Origin of the sequence: Paenibacillus kribbensis, assembly GCF_002240415.1 — a bacterium.
Taxonomy (GTDB): domain Bacteria; phylum Bacillota; class Bacilli; order Paenibacillales; family Paenibacillaceae; genus Paenibacillus; species Paenibacillus kribbensis.
Map to the genome: position 1 here is coordinate 2,431,946 of NZ_CP020028.1, position 19,230 is coordinate 2,451,175.

General features: G+C 47.6%; 19 protein-coding genes. 14 read left to right on the forward strand and 5 right to left on the reverse strand.

Annotated elements, in window-relative coordinates:
- Positions 1-157 precede the first annotated feature (157 nt).
- The 3 genes from B4V02_RS11015 to B4V02_RS11025 all read left to right on the forward strand — a co-directional run bounded on the left by B4V02_RS11015 (position 158) and on the right by B4V02_RS11025 (position 2,821).
- Positions 158-628: a MarR family winged helix-turn-helix transcriptional regulator gene (locus tag B4V02_RS11015; protein ID WP_094154795.1), complete on the forward strand. Its 471-nt coding sequence runs from the start codon at positions 158-160 to the stop codon at positions 626-628.
- A gap of 221 nt (positions 629-849) precedes the next feature.
- Positions 850-1,335, forward strand: coding sequence for a MarR family winged helix-turn-helix transcriptional regulator (locus B4V02_RS11020; RefSeq protein ID WP_007430724.1), 486 nt, complete (start codon positions 850-852; stop codon positions 1,333-1,335).
- On the forward strand, positions 1,319-2,821 hold the full coding sequence (locus B4V02_RS11025; protein ID WP_094154796.1) for a DHA2 family efflux MFS transporter permease subunit: 1,503 nt from the start codon (positions 1,319-1,321) through the stop codon (positions 2,819-2,821). The genes B4V02_RS11020 and B4V02_RS11025 overlap by 17 nt, the downstream gene beginning before the upstream one ends.
- A 130-nt stretch (positions 2,822-2,951) precedes the next feature.
- Here B4V02_RS11025 and B4V02_RS11030 read toward each other — a convergent pair whose 3' ends face one another.
- Positions 2,952-3,698, reverse strand: a complete 747-nt coding sequence (locus B4V02_RS11030) for an RluA family pseudouridine synthase (protein ID WP_094154797.1) — start codon at positions 3,696-3,698, stop codon at positions 2,952-2,954.
- 8 nt (positions 3,699-3,706) lie between these two features.
- The gene (locus B4V02_RS11035) at positions 3,707-4,570 is read right to left on the reverse strand and encodes a class I SAM-dependent methyltransferase (protein ID WP_094154798.1); all 864 of its coding nucleotides are present in this window, start codon (positions 4,568-4,570) and stop codon (positions 3,707-3,709) included.
- A 333-nt stretch (positions 4,571-4,903) separates the two neighbouring features.
- Between B4V02_RS11035 and araA the strand changes: the two genes are divergently transcribed.
- The 11 genes from araA (at position 4,904) to B4V02_RS11090 (ending at position 17,550) form a co-directional block, all read left to right on the forward strand.
- Complete coding sequence (gene araA / locus B4V02_RS11040) at positions 4,904-6,385, forward strand: L-arabinose isomerase (protein WP_094154799.1); 1,482 nt, start codon at positions 4,904-4,906, stop codon at positions 6,383-6,385.
- A 212-nt stretch (positions 6,386-6,597) separates the two neighbouring features.
- Complete coding sequence (locus B4V02_RS11045) at positions 6,598-7,056, forward strand: flavodoxin (protein ID WP_043891056.1); 459 nt, start codon at positions 6,598-6,600, stop codon at positions 7,054-7,056.
- A gap of 20 nt (positions 7,057-7,076) precedes the next feature.
- On the forward strand, positions 7,077-7,889 hold the full coding sequence (locus tag B4V02_RS11050) for a hypothetical protein (RefSeq protein WP_094154800.1): 813 nt from the start codon (positions 7,077-7,079) through the stop codon (positions 7,887-7,889).
- Between the two features lie 357 nt (positions 7,890-8,246).
- Positions 8,247-8,900 (forward strand): HlyD family secretion protein, encoded by a 654-nt coding sequence (locus B4V02_RS11055; RefSeq protein WP_094154801.1) that lies wholly within the window; start codon positions 8,247-8,249, stop codon positions 8,898-8,900.
- Between the two features lie 15 nt (positions 8,901-8,915).
- The gene (locus B4V02_RS11060; protein ID WP_094154802.1) at positions 8,916-10,433 is read left to right on the forward strand and encodes a DHA2 family efflux MFS transporter permease subunit; all 1,518 of its coding nucleotides are present in this window, start codon (positions 8,916-8,918) and stop codon (positions 10,431-10,433) included.
- Positions 10,434-10,504: 71 nt separating this feature from the next.
- The gene (locus tag B4V02_RS11065) at positions 10,505-11,971 is read left to right on the forward strand and encodes an efflux RND transporter periplasmic adaptor subunit (RefSeq protein WP_094156984.1); all 1,467 of its coding nucleotides are present in this window, start codon (positions 10,505-10,507) and stop codon (positions 11,969-11,971) included.
- Between the two features lie 278 nt (positions 11,972-12,249).
- Positions 12,250-13,092, forward strand: a complete 843-nt coding sequence (locus B4V02_RS11070; protein ID WP_094154803.1) for an STM4015 family protein — start codon at positions 12,250-12,252, stop codon at positions 13,090-13,092.
- A 17-nt stretch (positions 13,093-13,109) separates the two neighbouring features.
- Entirely contained in the window at positions 13,110-14,450 is a 1,341-nt protein-coding gene (locus B4V02_RS11075; protein ID WP_094154804.1) for an STM4014 family protein, read from the forward strand.
- Complete coding sequence (locus B4V02_RS11080) at positions 14,443-15,225, forward strand: STM4013/SEN3800 family hydrolase (RefSeq protein WP_007430712.1); 783 nt, start codon at positions 14,443-14,445, stop codon at positions 15,223-15,225. The genes B4V02_RS11075 and B4V02_RS11080 overlap by 8 nt, the downstream gene beginning before the upstream one ends.
- A 46-nt stretch (positions 15,226-15,271) precedes the next feature.
- On the forward strand, positions 15,272-16,699 hold the full coding sequence (locus B4V02_RS11085; RefSeq protein ID WP_094154805.1) for an STM4012 family radical SAM protein: 1,428 nt from the start codon (positions 15,272-15,274) through the stop codon (positions 16,697-16,699).
- The gene (locus B4V02_RS11090) at positions 16,696-17,550 is read left to right on the forward strand and encodes an STM4011 family radical SAM protein (protein WP_094154806.1); all 855 of its coding nucleotides are present in this window, start codon (positions 16,696-16,698) and stop codon (positions 17,548-17,550) included. The genes B4V02_RS11085 and B4V02_RS11090 overlap by 4 nt, the downstream gene beginning before the upstream one ends.
- Positions 17,551-17,644: 94 nt before the next feature.
- Here B4V02_RS11090 and B4V02_RS11095 read toward each other — a convergent pair whose 3' ends face one another.
- From B4V02_RS11095 to B4V02_RS11105, 3 genes are all read right to left on the reverse strand, one after another.
- Positions 17,645-17,923, reverse strand: coding sequence for a YxcD family protein (locus tag B4V02_RS11095; RefSeq protein ID WP_094154807.1), 279 nt, complete (start codon positions 17,921-17,923; stop codon positions 17,645-17,647).
- Positions 17,924-17,926: 3 nt separating this feature from the next.
- The gene (locus B4V02_RS11100; RefSeq protein ID WP_094154808.1) at positions 17,927-18,385 is read right to left on the reverse strand and encodes a hypothetical protein; all 459 of its coding nucleotides are present in this window, start codon (positions 18,383-18,385) and stop codon (positions 17,927-17,929) included.
- Between the two features lie 156 nt (positions 18,386-18,541).
- The gene (locus B4V02_RS11105; RefSeq protein WP_007430707.1) at positions 18,542-19,114 is read right to left on the reverse strand and encodes a PadR family transcriptional regulator; all 573 of its coding nucleotides are present in this window, start codon (positions 19,112-19,114) and stop codon (positions 18,542-18,544) included.
- Positions 19,115-19,230: the final 116 nt, after the last annotated feature.

Sequence of the window (19,230 nt, forward strand, 5' to 3'; positions counted from 1 at the left end):
GTGAGACTTCCTTCCCGTTTTCAATGAATGCCCCAAAAACAGCAGGAAACCAGGGGGAAATGGCGAAAATTTAATGTGATGAAATACAATCCGGACGGTGGCCGATGCGGTAACTTTGTTTTTTTACCGATCCTGTTATTCAAAGGAGTGAGGCAAAATGCAAACGACCGAATTTGCGAAAATCTGGTCCAGAATGGCTAAGGATTACAAGGTTCATATGGAGCAGCAGTTGGCTCCATCACTAACTGAGGCTCAGCTCACAGTGCTGGAGGTTCTGAACGAATACGGCCGCATGAAGCCGTCTCAGTTGATCCCGTATCTGGCGACCACCCCTGCGGCGATTACGATGCTGCTGGATCGAATGGAGCGGAATCGACTGGTCACCCGTTTCAGAGACGTAAAGGACCGCAGAATTGTATGGATTGTCATATCAGATCAAGGCAGAGAAGAGGCGGAACGCGGTTTGCAGATCCGTGATGATTTTTTGGGCTCCGCACTAAACCGGATTTCTCAGCATAATCAAAATTTGCTGGTCTATTTGTTGGGTAAAATCACAACAAAGACGAAAACTACAGTATCGACAAGTGAAGCAGCGGGAGAAAAGGAACAAATCGAGCAAGCAGAGTAACACACATCCCTGATAGCAATTACGACCGTGCGGATAGATATGTCCATCAGGGCATTCCTATCCGCATTTTTTGTACTACAAACAAGGGGGCATTGGGTTAAAGTTGACATGTACATAGAAAGTGATAAAATTAGTTATAACTTAATAACATTTTGTATACGAATAGTTGCTTGATTATGTATATGGAATGTGACTGGGAAATGGGAAGAAGGATGGTTCCAATGGAGGACAGAGAGAAGGAAAGACTTGAGGTGTACCGGATTATTCAGTCGATAAGGGAGGTTAACAAAACGATATTTCACGCCTTCTGGAATGAAGAACGGCATTTGGATCTGACTGCCATTCAGCATTTGGTGCTGTCAGTTTTGAATGAACGCCCCAGCATTGGGCTATCCGAGCTGGCGGACATCGCTCGTATGGGATGCAGTTCCATGAGCGGCGTGATTGATCGTCTGGCGAAGGCAGGATATGTCGCTCGTGAACGAGATGAGCATGATCGCAGATCATTGGTGCTATCCCTGACGCCCGAAGGAAAAGATACCATGCAAAAAGTGGATGCCATGTGGATGGAACGCATCCTGCCTATTTTGGATATTCCAAAGGAGCAACTGGACATGGTCTTGGATATCCACAAGCAAATGATTATGAAGCTGACATCGAAGGGAATGAATCAACTTGAGCAGTCCTCAAATGACACTAGCAGGTAACGTGCGCAGGGCACCGATTGTGGCCGCTCTGTTGATTGGCGCGTTTGTTGCCATTTTAAACCAGACATTAATTAGTGTGGCTCTACCCAAAATGATGAATGATCTGAATGTAGATGCCAACGTGGCTCAGTGGCTTAGCACGGGTTTTATGCTCGTGAACGGAGTGTTGATCCCGGTGACCGCATTTTTGATTGCCCGTTTCTCCACTCGCAAATTGTTTATTAGCGCGATGATTATTTTTTCAATAGGTACGCTGTTGTGTGCTATCGCACCAAGCTTTAGCATTCTGCTGATCGGACGGCTTATTCAGGCCGCGGGTGCAGGTATTATGATGCCTTTGATGATGGTCGTGATCTTGAACATCTTTCCGATAGAGCGTCGTGGACGGGCGATGGGCACACTCGGGATTGCGATGGGCTTTGCCCCAGCCATTGGACCAACCCTATCAGGTTATATTGTTCAAAATTATGATTGGCGGGTATTATTCTGGATCATTTTGCCGATTTCAATCCTTTCAGTGATCATTGGGGCTATTTTTCTGAAAAATGTAACGGAGCAGTCTAAGCCTAAGCTGGATATTCCAAGCATCATTTTATCTACACTCGGGTTCGGCGGATTGTTATATGGCTTTAGTGATGCGGGAACATCAGGCTGGGGAAGTATCCCGGTGTTGTCTACGCTTATCGTTGGGACGATTGCGCTTATCCTGTTTATTGCCCGCCAGCTGAAGGTCGATGAACCGATGCTGGAGTTCCGTATTTTTAAATACGATGTGTACAGCCTGACGACGATTATTAATGTCATTGTGACGATGGCTTTGTACGCTGGTATGATATTGCTGCCGATTTATTTGCAAAATATTCGCGGTTTTTCGCCGCTCCAGTCCGGTATGCTCATGTTGCCGGGAGCGATTCTGATGGGGATTATGTCTCCGGTGACGGGAGTGATCTTTGACCGAATCGGAGCGCGCTGGTTGTCTGTCATTGGCCTGTTGATTATGGTTGTAACGACTTGGGAGTTTACACGGTTAACCGAATCAACCACCTATTTGGCACTATTAATAAATTACACAGTACGGATGTTTGGGATGTCATTGCTGATGATGCCGATCCAGACAGCCGGATTGAATCAGCTTCCGCAACGATTAAATGCGCATGGTACGGCGATGAGCAACACGCTGCGTATGATTTCCGGCTCCATAGGGACGGCAATTCTGGTGACGGTGATGTCGACTCAAACCAGCAACCGTCTGACAACGATTGTTGCATCCGAAGGACTCAACGTTACGAACAAAGCGGAGATGCTGGCTGCAGGCAATCAGGCTACGATTTATGGTATTAACTCGGCCTTTATTATTGCAACTCTGCTGAGTGTGACAGCTCTGATTTTAGCGTTTTTCATCAAAAATACAAATGTTCAAAACGCTCGACCACGCCAACAACTGGTGAACAGCAAGCAAGGGCAAACCGTGGCTTCCTCGTCATAAGGATGAGAGTTACTGAAAATTTTTTGCACAAAATAACCCGCAATGCATGTTTGTTTGATACATGCACTGCGGGTTATTTTTGCGTATGGCTTGACGATGTCGAAAGCTAAATGGGACAGAGCTTGTCCACTTAATTTCCAGGCATAATCATGCTCTCATAAAGCGACACAGGCCACTCGCTCCACGGAAATTGGGCGGGAGGCAGCGAGTGAAAGCTCATATCCTCCTTGCTGACTGGATGCGGTGCTCCGGCAAGCAAGGACCAGAGTGCGAGCTGTTGACCGGGACGGCTCAGGCTGCCGCCATATTTTTGATCCCCGTAGAGAGGACAGCCGATCGCCTGCATTTGCACACGAATCTGGTGCGAGCGTCCGGTATGCAGTTGAATCTGCACCAGACTGAGCCCATCTACTTGCCCAAGCACGCGATACTCCAAAACAGCTTCCTTGGCGCCTGCCGTGCCGGGCCGAACAGCTTGAACGGTATTCGTACGGCTATCCTTTAGCAGGTAATGGGTCAGACGACCTTGCGGAGCCGCGGGAACACCATTCAGGACGGCTGTATACATTTTGCGGAAATGGTGGCCTCGAACCGACTCTGACAGCCGCGAAGCAGCTTTGGACGTCTTGGCAAAGATCATAGCTCCGCCTACAGGGCGATCCAATCTGTGAACCAGACCCAAAAAGACGTTGCCAGGCTTATTGTGTCTGATTTTAAGGTCTTCCTTCAGTAACGATAGCAGATCAGGGTCTCCGCTGGCATCCTCTTGTGTCGGAACATTGACGGGCTTTACAACTGCCAAAACATGATTGTCCTCATATAAAACAGGAATCTTCGATTCTGCATGCCCGTGTCGGGTAAGTTCATCTGGAGTCATAAAGGGAATTAAGCCTCCCAGCGTCCGAGAATACCGCAAGGTAAATTCAATCCCGAGCGTGTGATTGGTAATCCGATTTCACCAGCGCTAATTTGCCCGCCGTATTTTTGTTGCATGGTCATGCTCAGCATGTTATGCAGTACGGTAGGGGAAATACCGGTGGTATAGGAGTTGATCAGCACAAACAACGGTTGATCCGAGATGATGTTCATGCAGGATTCCAGAAACGGATACAGGCTTTCTTCAAGCTTCCAAGTTTCTCCGTTTGGTCCGCGTCCGTAAGAAGGAGGGTCCATAATAATCGCATCATAACGGTTGCCTCTGCGCTGTTCCCGTTGCACGAACTTAAACACGTCGTCTGTAATAAAGCGTACCGGACGGTCAGCCAAGCCGGACAAATGTACATTTTCCTTTGCCCACTGTACCATGCCTTTGGCAGCATCCACGTGCACTACGCTCGCTCCGGCATACGCTGCGGCCGTAGTGGCTCCCCCTGTGTAAGCAAACAGGTTCAGTACGGAAATCGGTCTGCCTGCTCCTTTGATTTTATCCATCATCCAGCTCCAGTTCGCTGCTTGCTCCGGAAAAAGACCGGTATGCTTGAAGCTGGTCGGTTTAATGTGGAATTTAAGCGGTCCGTAGCTGATCGTCCAGCGCTCAGGAATAGGCTTTTTCATATCCCATTGGCCGCCCCCGGAAGAGCTGCGGCGGTAATGCCCATGAACATTGCGCCATTCGGCTGTTTCCTGGGTCAAAGGCCATATAATTTGCGGATCGGGACGACGCAGGACAATATCGCCCCAGCGCTCCAGCTTTTCGCCACCGCCTGTATCCATAACTTCATAGTCTTTCCATCCTTGTGCTACATACATGTACAATCCATCCTTCAGCAGTCATTTCAGGATTACGGCAGCAGGCTGCACAAAATCCCCATATGGAATCTATTGTACAACAAAGCTTAACAACAATCGAATGATTCCATCAAAGTAGCAGGGCGGAGGGACAGAACAAAAATATTTTTTTCAGATGTACTTGTAATTAGAGCGCTTCCATATTAAAATGAAGTCAATCCCACTTGTACGTACAACTATTCCGTTTTTCAGTACATTAATGAAAAATAGAATGGATTGTACGTACATAATAATTTTTTTATGACACAGCTGCAAGCAATTATACTTATTTCCTGACAGGAGGAATTTTGAATTATGAAACCGTTTAAATTTTGGTTTGCTACAGGAAGCCAGCATTTGTATGGACCCGAAACGCTTGATCAGGTACAAGAGCATTCCCGCAAAATTGTAGAAGGATTGAACCGTAGCGGTCATCTGCCGTTTGAAGTTGTATTGAAACCTGTACTGACGAATTCCGACGCAATCCGTCGTTTGATCATTGATGCGAATGGGGATGACCTGTGTGCAGGGATTATTACCTGGATGCATACGTTTTCTCCAGCGAAGATGTGGATTGCCGGCTTGACTCGTTTGGCGAAGCCTTTGCTGCATCTGCACACTCAATTTAACCGTGATATCCCTTGGGATAGTATCGATATGGATTTTATGAACCTGAACCAATCCGCACACGGTGACCGCGAATTTGGCTTTATTGGTGCCCGTTTGGGTGTAGCGCGCAAAGTCGTTGTTGGCTATTGGGAGGAAGAAGGGGTCCAAAAACGTATTGGTAGCTGGATGTCCACAGCGGCTGCTTATAGCGAAAGCCAAAATCTCAAAGTAGCACGTTTTGGTGATAATATGCGTGAAGTTGCGGTTACTGAAGGCAACAAAGTAACTGCTCAAGCCCAATTAGGCTGGTCGATCAACGGCTACGGCGTGGGTGATCTGGTTGAAATCGTTAACAACGTGACGGAAGGCGAAATCAGTTCATTGTTCGAAGAATACAATGAATTGTATGAATTGTCTGCAGCAGCGAAGCAGCCAGGAGCAGTTCGTGATTCCATTCTGGAACAGGCTCGTATTGAATTAGGCATGAAGAAGTTTTTGGAGGCGGGGGACTTCGGAGCTTTTACCACAACATTCGAGGATCTGCATGGACTGAAGCAGCTGCCTGGTTTGGCTGCTCAACGCTTGATGGCTCAAGGCTACGGCTTTGGTGGTGAAGGTGACTGGAAAACAGCAGCATTGACGCGCCTGATGAAGCTGATGGCTAACAATGTGGATACTTCCTTTATGGAAGACTATACCTACCATCTAGCAGCAGGTAATGAACTAATTATGGGTTCACATATGCTGGAGATATGTCCTACCATTGCTGTAAACAAACCACGTATTGACGTTCAACCATTGGGGATTGGCGGTAAAGCCGACCCGGCTCGTCTCATTTTTGAAGGTAAACCAGGCAACGCACTTGTAGCGTCCATTGTTGAACTGAAAGGCCGTTTCCGTCTGATCATTAACCAAATTCAGGCTGTGGAAAATAAAAATAATATGCCTAAGCTGCCTGTAGCCAGCGTTTTGTGGAAGCCAGAGCCTTCGCTCGAAGTATCCGCAGAAGCATGGATTCATGCGGGGGGAGCACATCATACGGTATTATCCTATGCTGTAACCACTGAGCAATTGTTGGATTATGCTGAATTGACAGGCATAGAGGCTGTTGTTATTGATAACAACACGAATATCCGCCAGTTCCGCCAGGAGCTGCAATGGAATGAGCTGTACTGGCGCAACCAATAAGTAAAAACGATCAATAAGCAGGCTCCTTATAAAAGCTGCTTACTCATAGGTTTGATCAGCGAACAGCCGCATGTGATGCGGCTGTTTTGCGTATGTTTTTACCATGGATAAAAGCCTTGTTCGAAATTAATATTTGACAATGAGAATCATTATCAAATATTATTTGAGTAATAGGGAATGAAAGCATCCCATATTTCAAGTAAAGGTGAGGGATGAACTTGGGTAAAATATTGATTGCTTATGCCAGTTTGACCGGTAATACAGAGGAAATTGCGGAATTGATTGCCGAGGGCGTTCGCCAAGCAGGACATGAGGCAGAATTAAAGGCTTCATATGATTGCAACGCGCAAGAGCTGCTCGATTATGATGGGTTCCTGTTAGGGGTATATACTTGGGGAGATGGTGAGCTTCCTGATGAATTTTTAGATTTTTATGAGGAAATGGACGAACTTGATCTGTCAGGCAAAAAGACGGCTATATTTGGCAGTGGAGATACTTCTTATGAGCAATTCTGTGGTGCGGTTGATTTAGTGGAGGAAAAAGTTAAAGAACGCGGCGCCTCAGTGATTCAGGAGAGCCTGAAGATTGAATTCAATCCATTGGATGATGACAAGGAAAATTGCCGGGCCTATGGAAGACAGTTTGCACAGGCGGGTATTGGAGTCTCCTGAGATGAGAGTGAGGGATAGGTATGCGTAATAGCGATAGCTTAAGCGGTTATCCTCTTCTGCACGACTATCAGCTTGAGGAGATGTGGAGAACGCCGCAGCCAATCCATCCGTCACAGGCAAAGCGCGGGCGTGAGGGCTGGAATTGGCGGCAGCGGGTTCAATATGCGGTAGGCCATGCGTTGAACGAATACTTTGGAATGGAAGTAGAGGTGCGGCGGGAAGTCCCCGTCCAGTATGTGCTGGAGAAATGGTGGCCCAAGCAGGCAAACGGCTTTGAATCGTTGTTCCACTATTGGGATATCAAAAATAAAGTGTCAGGCGAGCTGTCAAAAATATGTGCCTTAAACAAGGATCTGCTCACGCCGGTGATGCTGTATGAACAATTTTGTACGCCAGTGCCTGAACTCAAGGTCGATATTTCGCTGATTGTTCAGGCTGCCTGGCAGCTATCAGCTGGTGCCGATTCCTTACTGATTCAAAAGTATATGGTGGACTATAATCCTAATGTCATTCATACATTTCAACATTTGACGAATGTATTTTGTCATTATGCATTTGGAGCGCTACCACAGCTTATTGAGGTATATTGTCTGCTGGACGGCAAGAAGGTTCGCTTTGTTCCGGGGCCCGCTTCTTTGCAGCAATCTTTGGACTACGTACAGCTTTTGCGTGATTCCAGAGACGATGTGCATAGGAGCACAGCACGCTGCCGTTGCGGAAATTGCATGGGACAGCAACGATCCCGGGATAATGGAACCACCAAAAACAAAAAAGAGGAGCAGGAGTCTAAAAATCGCAAAGAACGGTCATTTGGGCCTGTGCTTTTCTCTTAGTGTGCTTAGAAAATATTTAAAATTCAAATTATTTTATTTCGAAAAGGGCCTTGGGGACAAGGTTCTTTTTTTGTGAAAAAAATTATGAAAAAAATGAAAATTTGTATTGCCTGAATAGATAAATGTATCTATAATATTTCAATGTACGATAGTTATATGAAAATATTTAAATATAGAGAAGGCAGTTTGTAAGCATGGGTTAGCTTGTTTTATGTACATAAAATAAGTCCTGTCTTTTGCATGGTATGTAGCCATGCGTTATTTTACGTTCTAAATTTGGTTTAATGGCCTAATATTTCAATTTTAAAATATTAGCGTTGAATAATAAAAATTTTTTGGACAACAGGGGTGGAACAAGTGAGTAAGAAAACTGTATTGCCGATTCTCATCGTACTGCTCATTCTGAGCGGCGGAGCTATTGGCTACTATTATTGGTATCAGGCAACACACTTTGTTAAAAGTGACGATGCACGTATTCAAGCCGATCAGTATAAGGTGATGCCGCAAATCTCCGGAGAGATTAGCCACATTGATGTGGAAGAAGGCGATGTACTGCAGCGCAACGAACCGATTGCCGAGCAGGATGTATCGGGGCTGGATGCAAGTATGATTAGCAAGTCTGTACTGCGTGCGCCGATTAACGGAACTGTGATTAAGATTTATTCGAAGGAGCACGAAATCGGAACACCGGGTAGTGCTGTAGCGACTATGGCTGATATGAACAGCCTGTATGTGTCCACGAATATTGAAGAAACCGATATTAACCGTATTAAACCAGGGCAGCTTGTTGACATTACGCTTGATGCAGCAGGTGACCAGGTCATTCAAGGTAAGGTTCGCAAAGTGGGCGAGGCTTCAAATGCAGTGTTTTCGCTCGTTCCTGCTGTGAACACAAGTGGCAACTTTAATAAGGTCACTCAACGTGTGCCTGTAGAAATTGCCGTGAACAAGCCAAAGGATTTGAAGCTCATTCCTGGAACGAACGTGGAAGTAAAAATTCATACATCTTAAAAAGGAGGGGTCCATGTGGCTGCCAATGAAACTGCTGCTGCTCCTTCGACAGATTCTTCCAAAGAACGCTGGCTTGCCTTTTTTGCTATCGTTTTAGGCGCCTTTGTCGCCATTCTGAACAACAGTCTGATCAATGTCGCCATTCCACGATTGACGACGGACTTAGGATCAACGACGACACGTATTCAGTGGGTTATTACAGGTTACACGCTTGCATCCGGCGTAATCGTCCCGATTACCGGATATATGGAGCAGCGTATCGGATACAAAAAGTTTTTGATTCTTGCCCTCAGCGTGTTCTCGCTGGGAACAGGAATATGTATTTTTGCATGGAGTGATTCTTCCCTGATCGCGGCGCGTGTACTGGCTGGTCTGGGCGGCGGTGTCATTATGCCGCTGAGTATGACGATTATTTACAAAATCATGCCGCGTGAACAAATTGGGATGTCCCTTGGTATATGGGGGATCGCCGCAATGGCGGCACCAGCTGTAGGACCTACGCTGAGCGGCTACTTAATTGAATGGTTTAACTGGCGTTTCTTGTTTATTGTCAGTTTGCCTGTTGCTTTATTTGCCATTTTAATGGTCATCCTCCTCATCAAAGAGCCGCCTAAAGTAAAGCCGAAGCCGTTTGATCTACCGGGCTTTTTGCTGGCCGCAACTTGCGCTGGCACGCTTTTGTACGCATTGACAAACGGGCAGCGTGATGGCTGGACTTCTTTTGGAATTGTGTCCCTGCTGTTTATTGCTTTCTGGGCACTTGTCTTTCTCATCTATATAGAAAGCGGCAAGGATAATGCTGTAATTGAAATTTCATTATTCAAGAATTCAAAATATACGATTAGTGTTATTGCCTCCAGTCTGGTCATGATGGGGATGTACGGAGGAACGTTCTTAACACCGCTATTTTTGCAAAATATTCAGCGTGTGTCGCCGATTGATACCGGTATTATCCTCATTCCACAGGCCATTGCCATGGCGGCAATGATGCCTATTGCCGGGCGGCTGTTCGATAAGTTCGGTATTGTGCCTCTGGGTCTTGTAGGTCTGACGCTAACCAGCTTTATGACGTATCACCTTCATCAGCTTACCCCAGATACTTCGCATGCCTGGCTGGAAACGGTCATGACGTTACGGGGACTGGGAATTGGTATCTGTATGATGCCGTTATCCACAGTCGGCATGAACGCTGTTCATCCAAGCAAGGTAGCCAATGCATCTACAGCATCCAATCTGGTTCGCACCGTGGCTGCATCTATGGCGATTGCGGTGCTGACCGCGATTATGCAAAGCCGCTCGGCAGCTCACGCCCAGCAAATATCCGAGTCCATTACACAAGACTCGGCTCATACGCTGCAAGCGACACTGGGCAGCTCATGGATGTCATCCATCAGTAGTTTAATCACACTGGATGCTACATCGAGAGGAATTGGGGATACGTTCCTCATTTCATCCATACCGCTGTTTTGCACGATTCCACTCATCTTTTTGTTTATTCAAAGGAAGAAAGCAAAGACACAGCCGGAAGCTTAATCATGAGAAGTACAAAAATATCGACTGGATGGCTTACATTATTTCCACGGACAGAAAGAAAGGGAATTATCATGAAAATATTGAGAGTAGAAAGTACATTAGCGGCTTTGGTCCTCGGCGGCGCAGTGCTGGCAGGCTGCTCCAGTAATACCGGAGCAGCGCAGGACATGGTTGTTCCGGTTAAGATCAGCCAAGCACAGCAGGGTATCATCGGACAGGGGAACATCTATACAGGTACTGTCACACCTTCGGAGACGGTGAATATCGTGCCTAAAGTAGGCGGTAAAGTGGTTGAACTGCCTGTAGATATCGGCTCGGAGGTCCAAAAAGGTCAGGTGCTGTTCAAACTTGATGATAAGGATATGCGGAACAATGTTGCGAAAGCCCGTGCAGCAGCAGCAGCAGCGGCAGCCGGGGTAAGCAGCGCTCAGGCATCCCACGAATCATCCTTGGTTCAAGCCAACTCTGGCGTGGTACAGTCCAAGAGCGGTGTGATTCAATCCCAAAGTGCAATCAATCAGGCGCAGGGTGCAATTAATCAGGCTACTACAGCAGTAGAACAGGCGACACATGGTGTCTCCTCGGCCGCCAATACGGTGAAACAAACACGACAAGCTTTGGCAGATGCTCAGAAAAATGTGACACGTACACAAAGCCTGTTTGATGCAGGTGCAAGCACGCAAGCTCAATTAGAACAAGCAAAAACAGCTGTCGTGAACGCGCAAGCGGCTTACGAAAATGCACAAAATGCACAAGCTAATGCTCAAGATCAGTTGGTAGCTGCCCAAAAGGCACTCACTACAGCTCGCAACAGCTATGATACGGCAAAAAATAGCTACAGTAATGCCAACAGCGGCTATAGCAATGCGCAAAATCAGCTTAAGGTATCTCAAAATACTGCGGTCATTGAGTCCAGTCAGCAATCTCTCAAACAGGCCCAACTGAATGTTAGTATTGCGCAAGATGCACTGGACGACACCGTAATTACATCACCGATTAACGGTATTGTAGGTACAAAGAATGCAGAAGTTGGCGAAATGGTATCCGCTCAGGCTCCTGCGCTGGTCATTGCCAATCTGAGTACAGTCAATACACTGATCTATGTTCCAGCTGAACAGATCAACAATGTTAAAGTGGGTGACAAGGTACAGGTTCGTGTAGCAGCATCCAATATTGTAACAGCAGGTACAGTTAAAAGTGTAAGCCCGCTAGATGCCAGCGGCAAAGGCTACCCTGTGAAAATCTCGGTTGCGAACCCGGATATGAAATTGAAATCAGGTATGTTGGCTGATATCAGCTTCGTCGCTGCTAATGCGCAAGAAGGCATTGTTGTTCCTACCGCAGCAGTTCAAAAGGATCAAGGTAAAGAATATGTATATGTTGTAAACGGAGACCATGCAAAACGCAAGGAAGTGAAAACCGTTCAAACGACAGGCTCGCAAACGCTGGTTGCCAGCGGCTTGAGCAATGATGAGAATGTAATTGTGAATAACCTGGCGCTGCTATCCGACAATTCACCAATTACAATCAGCCAGTAACTTGGTTTCTGAGATCTAAGTTTTGTTTTTCGTACTATATATTCTTACTATATAAATGGTAGAGATTTATGATGAAGTACATGAGCAGGACAGACCGATGCAGCTTATCGGTCTGTCCTGTTTTTATGTTATGACGCATATTTTACATAGGATTAATGTCGGAAAGAGGCTATTTTTGACGAACATTGGTATGATAGGATAGACTAAATTGGAAATAGATAGTCTACTAGATAGGGGTATATTACATTCTCAGGTGAACGATCGGAGGAATTGTAAAAATGGAAGTAAAATTAGTAGTGGATTTTGATGCTTATGAGAGTGGACAAACGATGGCTAAATTGATTGAAGAGCTGGCAGCCAAGCCGGATAGCGCGGAAATTACAGATCTGATTATTGGGGATTGGGGCGGAGCCTATGAAAATTCGCCTGAGGATTTTATCCCGGTGCTGGTGCAGCATAAAGATCAATTTCCGAAGCTGCGCAAGCTGTTTATCGGCGATATGGAATATGATGAGTGTGAGGTTTCATGGATCAATCAAACAAATCTGTCCCCGCTGCTAGAAGCGTTTCCAGCATTGGAGTCTTTTTATGTCAAAGGGAGCCAGGACCTGAGCTTGGAGCCGCTTCGTCATAGCCATCTTCAGGAATTGGTAATTATTTGCGGTGGTCTGCCTGCCAGCGTCCTTCAGCAAATATATCATGCCGAGCTGCCTGAGCTGCGCAAGCTGGAGCTGTATTTGGGGGTAGATGAATACGGTTTTGACGGGGGTTTGGAAGATGTTTTACCGTTTTTGGACAACAATCCTTTTCCCAAGCTTACATATTTGGGGCTAAAGGATAGCGAAATACAGGATGAAATTGCGATTGCAGCAGCGAATGCCCCAGTGATCGGACAACTTGAAGTGCTGGATCTGTCTCAGGGTACGTTGTCAGATCAAGGAGCAGAGGCTCTGCTGGCAAGTGAAAGCATCAAGGGGCTAAAGCATCTGGATTTGAGCTATCATTATATGTCCAGTGAAATGGTAGAGCGTTGGAAAAACTCTGGATTATCTGTGAACGTGGATGATCAGCAGGAAGCAGATGAGGAAGATGATTGGCGTTATCCTTCATTGACCGAGTAATCTGATGAGGTGGCTTTATGGTTAGGATACCAGACAGTAGTGGCAGCGAGCCGTTTATTTTGTTCGGAAATCCGGGAAATCGACGGACCACGGGACTACAAGCGGCGCGTAGCAAATTGAAGCTTCCACCCGCGGTGGAGGTTTCCTATAGAGATGTGCTGCGAGCCATTCGGGAGAACCGCAGTCTGGGTGAGCTGATGGCTCAAATAGCAGCACAAGCTACATCAGATCACGTGCATGGCAGTGTGTATGTGCAACAAAGCCTCGTTCGAGTACTGGCGGGGCATGCGGGCAGTAGTCCGCTGCTCCGACTGGATGCACCAGGGGAAAGCTTTGAGGTAGAGCGTGAGCTGATCGCTCTTGGCGCCCCGGATGCTGAAGGGGATGATTCACTGTTGCCATGCTCGGAATGGACACAAGGCAAAAGGATTTCGGCGGCAGAAGCGCGGTGTCTGCAGGAGCAGCACGGCCGTATTTGGCACCCGGCACAATGGTTCCGGGGCTATTGTCGTCTGCTGGCCTGGCTGCGGAATGAAGCGACGCTGCTTTGGCCCTTGGCACACTGGATGAATGATCCAGCAGAAGTGGCTGTGATGTTTGATAAGCGGCGTTGCAGCGTCGTATTAAGCAAGGCGGGCATAAAGGTCCCGCCAGTGCTTTTACCATCAGATGGAGCATTTTGTGACCCTGCCGATCTGCATACGATAATGAAGGTGAGCGGATTTCACCGCGTATTTGTGAAAATATTTTGTGGCTCCGGAGCATCTGGAGTCATGGCTTATCAGATACATCCCCAGACACAGGCAGAGCTGGCGGTGACCACAATTGGAACGGAAATTGTTCAAGGTCAGCGTGTATATTACAATGCGGGACGCCTGCGCCGTTATACGGACAAGCAGGACATTCATGCCATCCTGGGCTGGCTATGCATGGAAGGGGTACATGTGGAGCGCTGGATTCCCAAAGCAACCCTGAACAGGCGCGTGTATGATGTGCGCCAGCTCGTGTGCGGAGGAGAGGCTTGCCATGCGGTTTTACGTTTGAGCCGCAGCCCCATCACGAATCTGCATTTACGTAATGAGCGGCTTTTGCTGGAGGAGGCTGGCTTGTCACCGGGTACGGTGGAATCGATCCAGCTTACTGCGGAAGCCGCCATGAGTGTTTTTCCAGCTTCCAGCGTCGCTGGACTAGACGTGCTGGTTCCGGCTCATGGCGGTCATCCTTACATTCTGGACGTAAACCCGTTCGGTGACTTGCTGTACCGGGTGAAGCATCAGGGCTGGAATCCGTATGAATGGGAAATGCTTCAGCTCACCAATGGAAATGCGGTTTTGAAAGGAAAGACGGATGATGACTGATATGAACCAAATTGTCGGCTCTCATGATATTGTCATGATTACGCTTGATACGCTGCGATATGATGTAGCGAAGCTGGAGGAAGAGAACTGCCCGAATTTATGCGGCTCTGGACCTTGGGAAAAACGCCATACACCCGGCAGCTTTACCTATGCCGCACATCATGCTTTTTTTGGCGGATTTTTGCCAACGCCTGCGAATACGGATAAGGCTTCACATATCCGATTGTTTCACACCAAGGATACAGGACTGCGCACACATCCAAACACCTGGCTGTTTGATGCTCCGGATATCGTGTCCGGGCTGGAAAACGAGGGCTATCGGACTATTTGTATCGGTGGCGTTATTTTTTTTACGAAAAAAAATAAGCTGGCCAAGGTGCTGCCGGGGTATTTTCAAGAAAGCTACTGGCGTATGACCTTTGGTGTGACGAATCCCCGTTCGACGGAGCATCAGGTGAATCATGCCTTGAAGCTGCTGGAGAAGACGGACCCGGCACAACGACTGTTTTTGTTTCTGAATGTATCAGCGATTCATGGGCCTAATCATTATTTTGTGGAGGGTGCCGTGAAGGATTCAGTAGAGTCCCAGCGAGCGGCCTTGCGGTATGTGGATGGGCAGCTTGGACGTTTGTTTGATGCTTTGCGGAAGCGGGGCAAGACGTTTTGTATGGCTTTTTCCGATCATGGTACGGCTTACGGGGAGGATGGCTACGAAGGGCATCGTCTGGCACATGAGGTCGTATGGAATGTACCTTATCGCGAATTTATTTTGTAAGACAAAAGAAATGTAGAAATCAATCCAGCGCGAGGAGGGAGCAGAAATGAAAGCCATGAATCCAAATCATCCATACCCAACAGGAGCAACTGCCGATACCTCTTCGGGGAAGGACCTAAGCCTGGTATCATCCAGGTTTTTGTGGCCTGAGAACCCTGATGAATGGGCACGTACGATCCGTGAAGCTCCCTACCGCTCCTACTTGTATTCTTACCCGCACAAAACAGCTTATCGGGCGTTGGATACTCCGCTTTCATTACGGGAATTGTGGGAGCAGGAGGAGCTGGAAAGCTACTTTTTGTATATGCATATTCCGTTTTGCGCGGCTCGCTGTGGATTTTGCAACCTGTTCACCTTGCCAGACAAGCGGCTGGATGTACATAAGGAGTATGTGGATGCGCTTGAAAGACAAGCCCGGCAATGGGCGCCTATTATGGGCGGGCGGCCTTTTTCACGTTTTGCCATTGGGGGAGGCACACCGACCTTACTGGAGGCGCCTTTGGTCGAACGGTTGTTTGACATTGCAGAGAATATTATGGGACTGAACCCTAAGCGTGCCTCCATTTCAGTGGAAACCTCTCCCGATACGGTGACTGAGGATCGGCTGGAGGTGCTCAAGCGCCGTGGGACAGACCGTGTCAGTATGGGCATCCAGAGCTTTGTGGAATCAGAGAGTGCGGCCATTTACCGACCGCAGAAGCCCAAGCTTGTGCGTGAAGCGCTCGCACGGCTGGTGGAATATAATTTTCCTTTGCTAAATGTGGATCTGATCTATGGACTGCCTGGGCAAACGCTGGAAACCTGGCTGTATTCCCTGGAGGAAGCCCTGTCTTACTCGCCGGGAGAGATTTTTCTCTATCCACTTTATATTCGAGAAAATACGATTTTGAAGCCGGGTTATACCGGGCTGGAGCATGATATCCGGCTAAGTTTGTATGAAGCAGCACGCGAAAGACTTAAGCAGGCAGGATATGTACAATATTCCATGCGCCGTTTTGCTAAAAATGAGGGTGCGTCTGACAAGGAGCTTTTGCCATATAGCTGTCAGGAGGAAGGCATGGCGGGTCTGGGCTGTGGTGCACGCTCTTATACGCGCAATGTACACTATGCGAGTCGATACGGTGTTAGCGCCGCAGCTACCCGCAGTATTATTGCAGATTACGTTGCTGCGGAGCGTCATGATCTGGCAGACTACGGTTTTATTTTAAATGCGGATGAGAGCAAACGGCGTTTTATTCTAAAAGCGCTTCTCCATCGGGAAGGCTTGAACTTATCAGCCTACGCAGAGCGCTTTGGTGTACCCCTGCCCGACGATTTTACAGGAATGTCGTTGTTGCTGAAATCGGGTATGGCGGTCGTTGAGGAGGGCTCGCTGCGGCTCACGGAGGAAGGAATGGCCTATTCGGATGCGATTGGGGACTGGATGATCTCCACGGCTGTACGGGAACGTATGGAAGGGTACGCAGGAGCATGAGAGCAACCCTATATTATCGTGGTTCGTTGACTTCCTGCAACTATGCCTGCCCTTACTGTCCGTTCAGTAAAAACGTGGATAGTCGGGAGACGCTGGACAAGGATCGGGTCCAGTTGGAGCGTTTTGCCGATTGGGTACGGGAACAGGGGGCTTTGGGGCACCGACTTTCCATTTTTTTTAATCCGTATGGAGAAGCCTTGATTCATTCCTGGTATCGCAGAACCATGGTTGAATTCTCCCACATGGCGCATGTGGAAAAAGTGGCAGTACAGACGAATCTGTCGGCTAAGCTGGATTGGGCGAAGGAGCTGAATCCGGCAACGGCTGCGCTGTGGGCTACATATCACCCTGGAGAGACGAAAGAGCAGGCTTTTATATCACAGGCTATGAAGCTGTATGAGCTTGGGATTTCCTATAGTGTCGGTACAGTCGGATTAAGACAAGCATTTCCGGCTATTCGTTCCTTACGATCGCAGCTTCCAAAGGATGTTTATTTGTGGATCAACGCCTACAAGGATCGTCCCCATTATTATACCGATGCCGAGAAGGCTGAATTGGCTGTGATCGACCCCTATTTTCAATGGAATTTGCAGGATTACAGCAGCTTGGGGCGAGCATGTCGTGCCGGGGAGGATGTATTTTATGTCCAAGGCGATGGACGAGTTAAGCATTGCTATCAGGATCGACGTGTGATTGGGCACCTGTACAGGGATGGTCTGGAAGGTCTGAGCGCCAAGCGCCCGTGCCGGATGAAGGAATGCGGCTGCTATATCGGATATATCCATATGGAGGAACAGCCGTTTCGGGAAATATACGGTCGTGGCTTGCTCGAAAGGGTGCCGCACAGGTAGATGAATTCAAAAAAGAACCGACCCTTGCATCAAGCGAAGGTCGGTTCTGCTGTTGCATAACGTGCTTAGCACAACTAATCTGTGCGATATACGCTCAGACCTGGACAATAGCCGTAATTTCTTCATCCAGATCCAATCTGACCTGCTCGCGATAAGCACGAATATTGTATTCGGAATGCAGGTAACGCAGGATAGCCTCAATCATGTTCGCCTCTACCAGATACTGACTGCGGCCCTGTACATGAACTTCGGCTGTATAGCCTGTATCCTCATCCCAGCTTAGCTCCACAACCACATCGGTGGGCTGAACACCCTTGCGTTCAGCCATATGCAAACAAATGGAGTTAATAATTTCATCCATACTCAAAATCATAGCTTAGTAACGTCCTCCACGGGAGTCATCAGGTCTGCGGCGGTTTTTGATGGCACGGTAGATACCTACACCAACCATAATCAGGACGTATATGGCAAGAACGTTGACGGCAAGGCCGAGCAAGCTGCCCAGTGCACCCATGTTGCCGAACAGTCCGCCAAAGAGCATGCCTGCCAAGCCACCCAGCATCATACCTTTGAGGAATCCGCCGCCACCGCCGAGAAATCCACCGGTTCTGCTTGTGTTAGCCGTAGCTGCACTAGATTTGGTTCCGCTATCAGACTTATTGATGCCGCTGCTGCTGTCATTTGCCTTGCTTGGTGTAGATTGATAAGATCTTGGTCCGGATTTAAATCCGCCACCTCGCCTTGCATCAGCTGTAGACGGCGCAATCATGGCAATCAACAATGTAAAAGCCATCATCAGCATCATCATATTTTTCAAAGTAAATGCCTTCTTCATGTAAATATAATCCCCCTCAGTAAATTGGTTTGAAATAGGTCAAACAACCGCTTACCCGTATTACGCAATGAATGGAAAAGGGTTTCAAAGAATTTGAATTTTTTAAAATTTAATGATAACGATACCTGAATCCCATGCTTGAATTGACTAATCCATTCAGCCTTGCGATTTAAGCGCAAACGGATTTGTGTCCGGTCTGACGTCCCCGGCAAGCAGCATGCGCAAAACTAACTGACACCATTCCAAGCCTGCTTTGGCGTTCATAAGACCTTTTTGCACTAAGATGTAGTCACCAAAGTTCTTACTGCCAAAATGTAAATCTTCTGCAGGAATGCGCTCCAGTATATCCTCCAAATGCCGGATTTTCTGAATGAAATGGCGTTTGCGTTCCTCCAGCATGCGGTTGGCACTGCTTTTGTCTGTCAACCAAAGGCAGAACAGTCGAAGACTTAATTCATCCCGTGTGATTGGAGCAGCCACCGATTCCTGAGACCATTGCTGAAGCATATGGATTCCCTTGTCGGTAATGGTATACATTTTTTTATCAGGTTTGTCGGACTGTTGAATCCAGCGGGAGGCTAGCAGTTCCTTGCTCTCCATACGGGACAGCAGCGGATAAATCTGGCTGTGCTTGGCCTGCCAAAAAGGCTGGATACGCAACATCAGATCATAACCGGAGGATTCCTCTCTGGCGAGAAGCCCCAACAGACCATACGATAGTAAATTCATCGATCTTATCTCCTTCATCCATTATAGTAACGGTTGTAACAGCCCTGTGGCAGATATTCTGCAGCTTCATAAAAAGTGTACACTGAAACTGTATGGTTTGACAACTTTCACACAGA

Bases quoted from the DNA above. Each gene is read 5' to 3' on its own strand.
- B4V02_RS11015 (WP_094154795.1), top strand. From the start codon at position 158: ATGCAAACGACCGAATTTGCGAAAATCTGGTCCAGAATGGCTAAGGAT.
- B4V02_RS11020 (WP_007430724.1), top strand. From the start codon at position 850: ATGGAGGACAGAGAGAAGGAAAGACTTGAGGTGTACCGGATTATTCAG.
- B4V02_RS11025 (WP_094154796.1), top strand. From the start codon at position 1,319: ATGACACTAGCAGGTAACGTGCGCAGGGCACCGATTGTGGCCGCTCTG.
- B4V02_RS11030 (WP_094154797.1), bottom strand. From the start codon at position 3,698: ATGACTCCAGATGAACTTACCCGACACGGGCATGCAGAATCGAAGATT.
- B4V02_RS11035 (WP_094154798.1), bottom strand. From the start codon at position 4,570: ATGTATGTAGCACAAGGATGGAAAGACTATGAAGTTATGGATACAGGC.
- araA (WP_094154799.1), top strand. From the start codon at position 4,904: ATGAAACCGTTTAAATTTTGGTTTGCTACAGGAAGCCAGCATTTGTAT.
- B4V02_RS11045 (WP_043891056.1), top strand. From the start codon at position 6,598: ATGAACTTGGGTAAAATATTGATTGCTTATGCCAGTTTGACCGGTAAT.
- B4V02_RS11050 (WP_094154800.1), top strand. From the start codon at position 7,077: ATGCGTAATAGCGATAGCTTAAGCGGTTATCCTCTTCTGCACGACTAT.
- B4V02_RS11065 (WP_094156984.1), top strand. From the start codon at position 10,505: ATGAAAATATTGAGAGTAGAAAGTACATTAGCGGCTTTGGTCCTCGGC.
- B4V02_RS11070 (WP_094154803.1), top strand. From the start codon at position 12,250: ATGGAAGTAAAATTAGTAGTGGATTTTGATGCTTATGAGAGTGGACAA.
- B4V02_RS11075 (WP_094154804.1), top strand. From the start codon at position 13,110: ATGGTTAGGATACCAGACAGTAGTGGCAGCGAGCCGTTTATTTTGTTC.
- B4V02_RS11080 (WP_007430712.1), top strand. From the start codon at position 14,443: ATGACTGATATGAACCAAATTGTCGGCTCTCATGATATTGTCATGATT.
- B4V02_RS11085 (WP_094154805.1), top strand. From the start codon at position 15,272: ATGAAAGCCATGAATCCAAATCATCCATACCCAACAGGAGCAACTGCC.
- B4V02_RS11090 (WP_094154806.1), top strand. From the start codon at position 16,696: ATGAGAGCAACCCTATATTATCGTGGTTCGTTGACTTCCTGCAACTAT.
- B4V02_RS11095 (WP_094154807.1), bottom strand. From the start codon at position 17,923: ATGATTTTGAGTATGGATGAAATTATTAACTCCATTTGTTTGCATATG.
- B4V02_RS11100 (WP_094154808.1), bottom strand. From the start codon at position 18,385: ATGAAGAAGGCATTTACTTTGAAAAATATGATGATGCTGATGATGGCT.
- B4V02_RS11105 (WP_007430707.1), bottom strand. From the start codon at position 19,114: ATGAATTTACTATCGTATGGTCTGTTGGGGCTTCTCGCCAGAGAGGAA.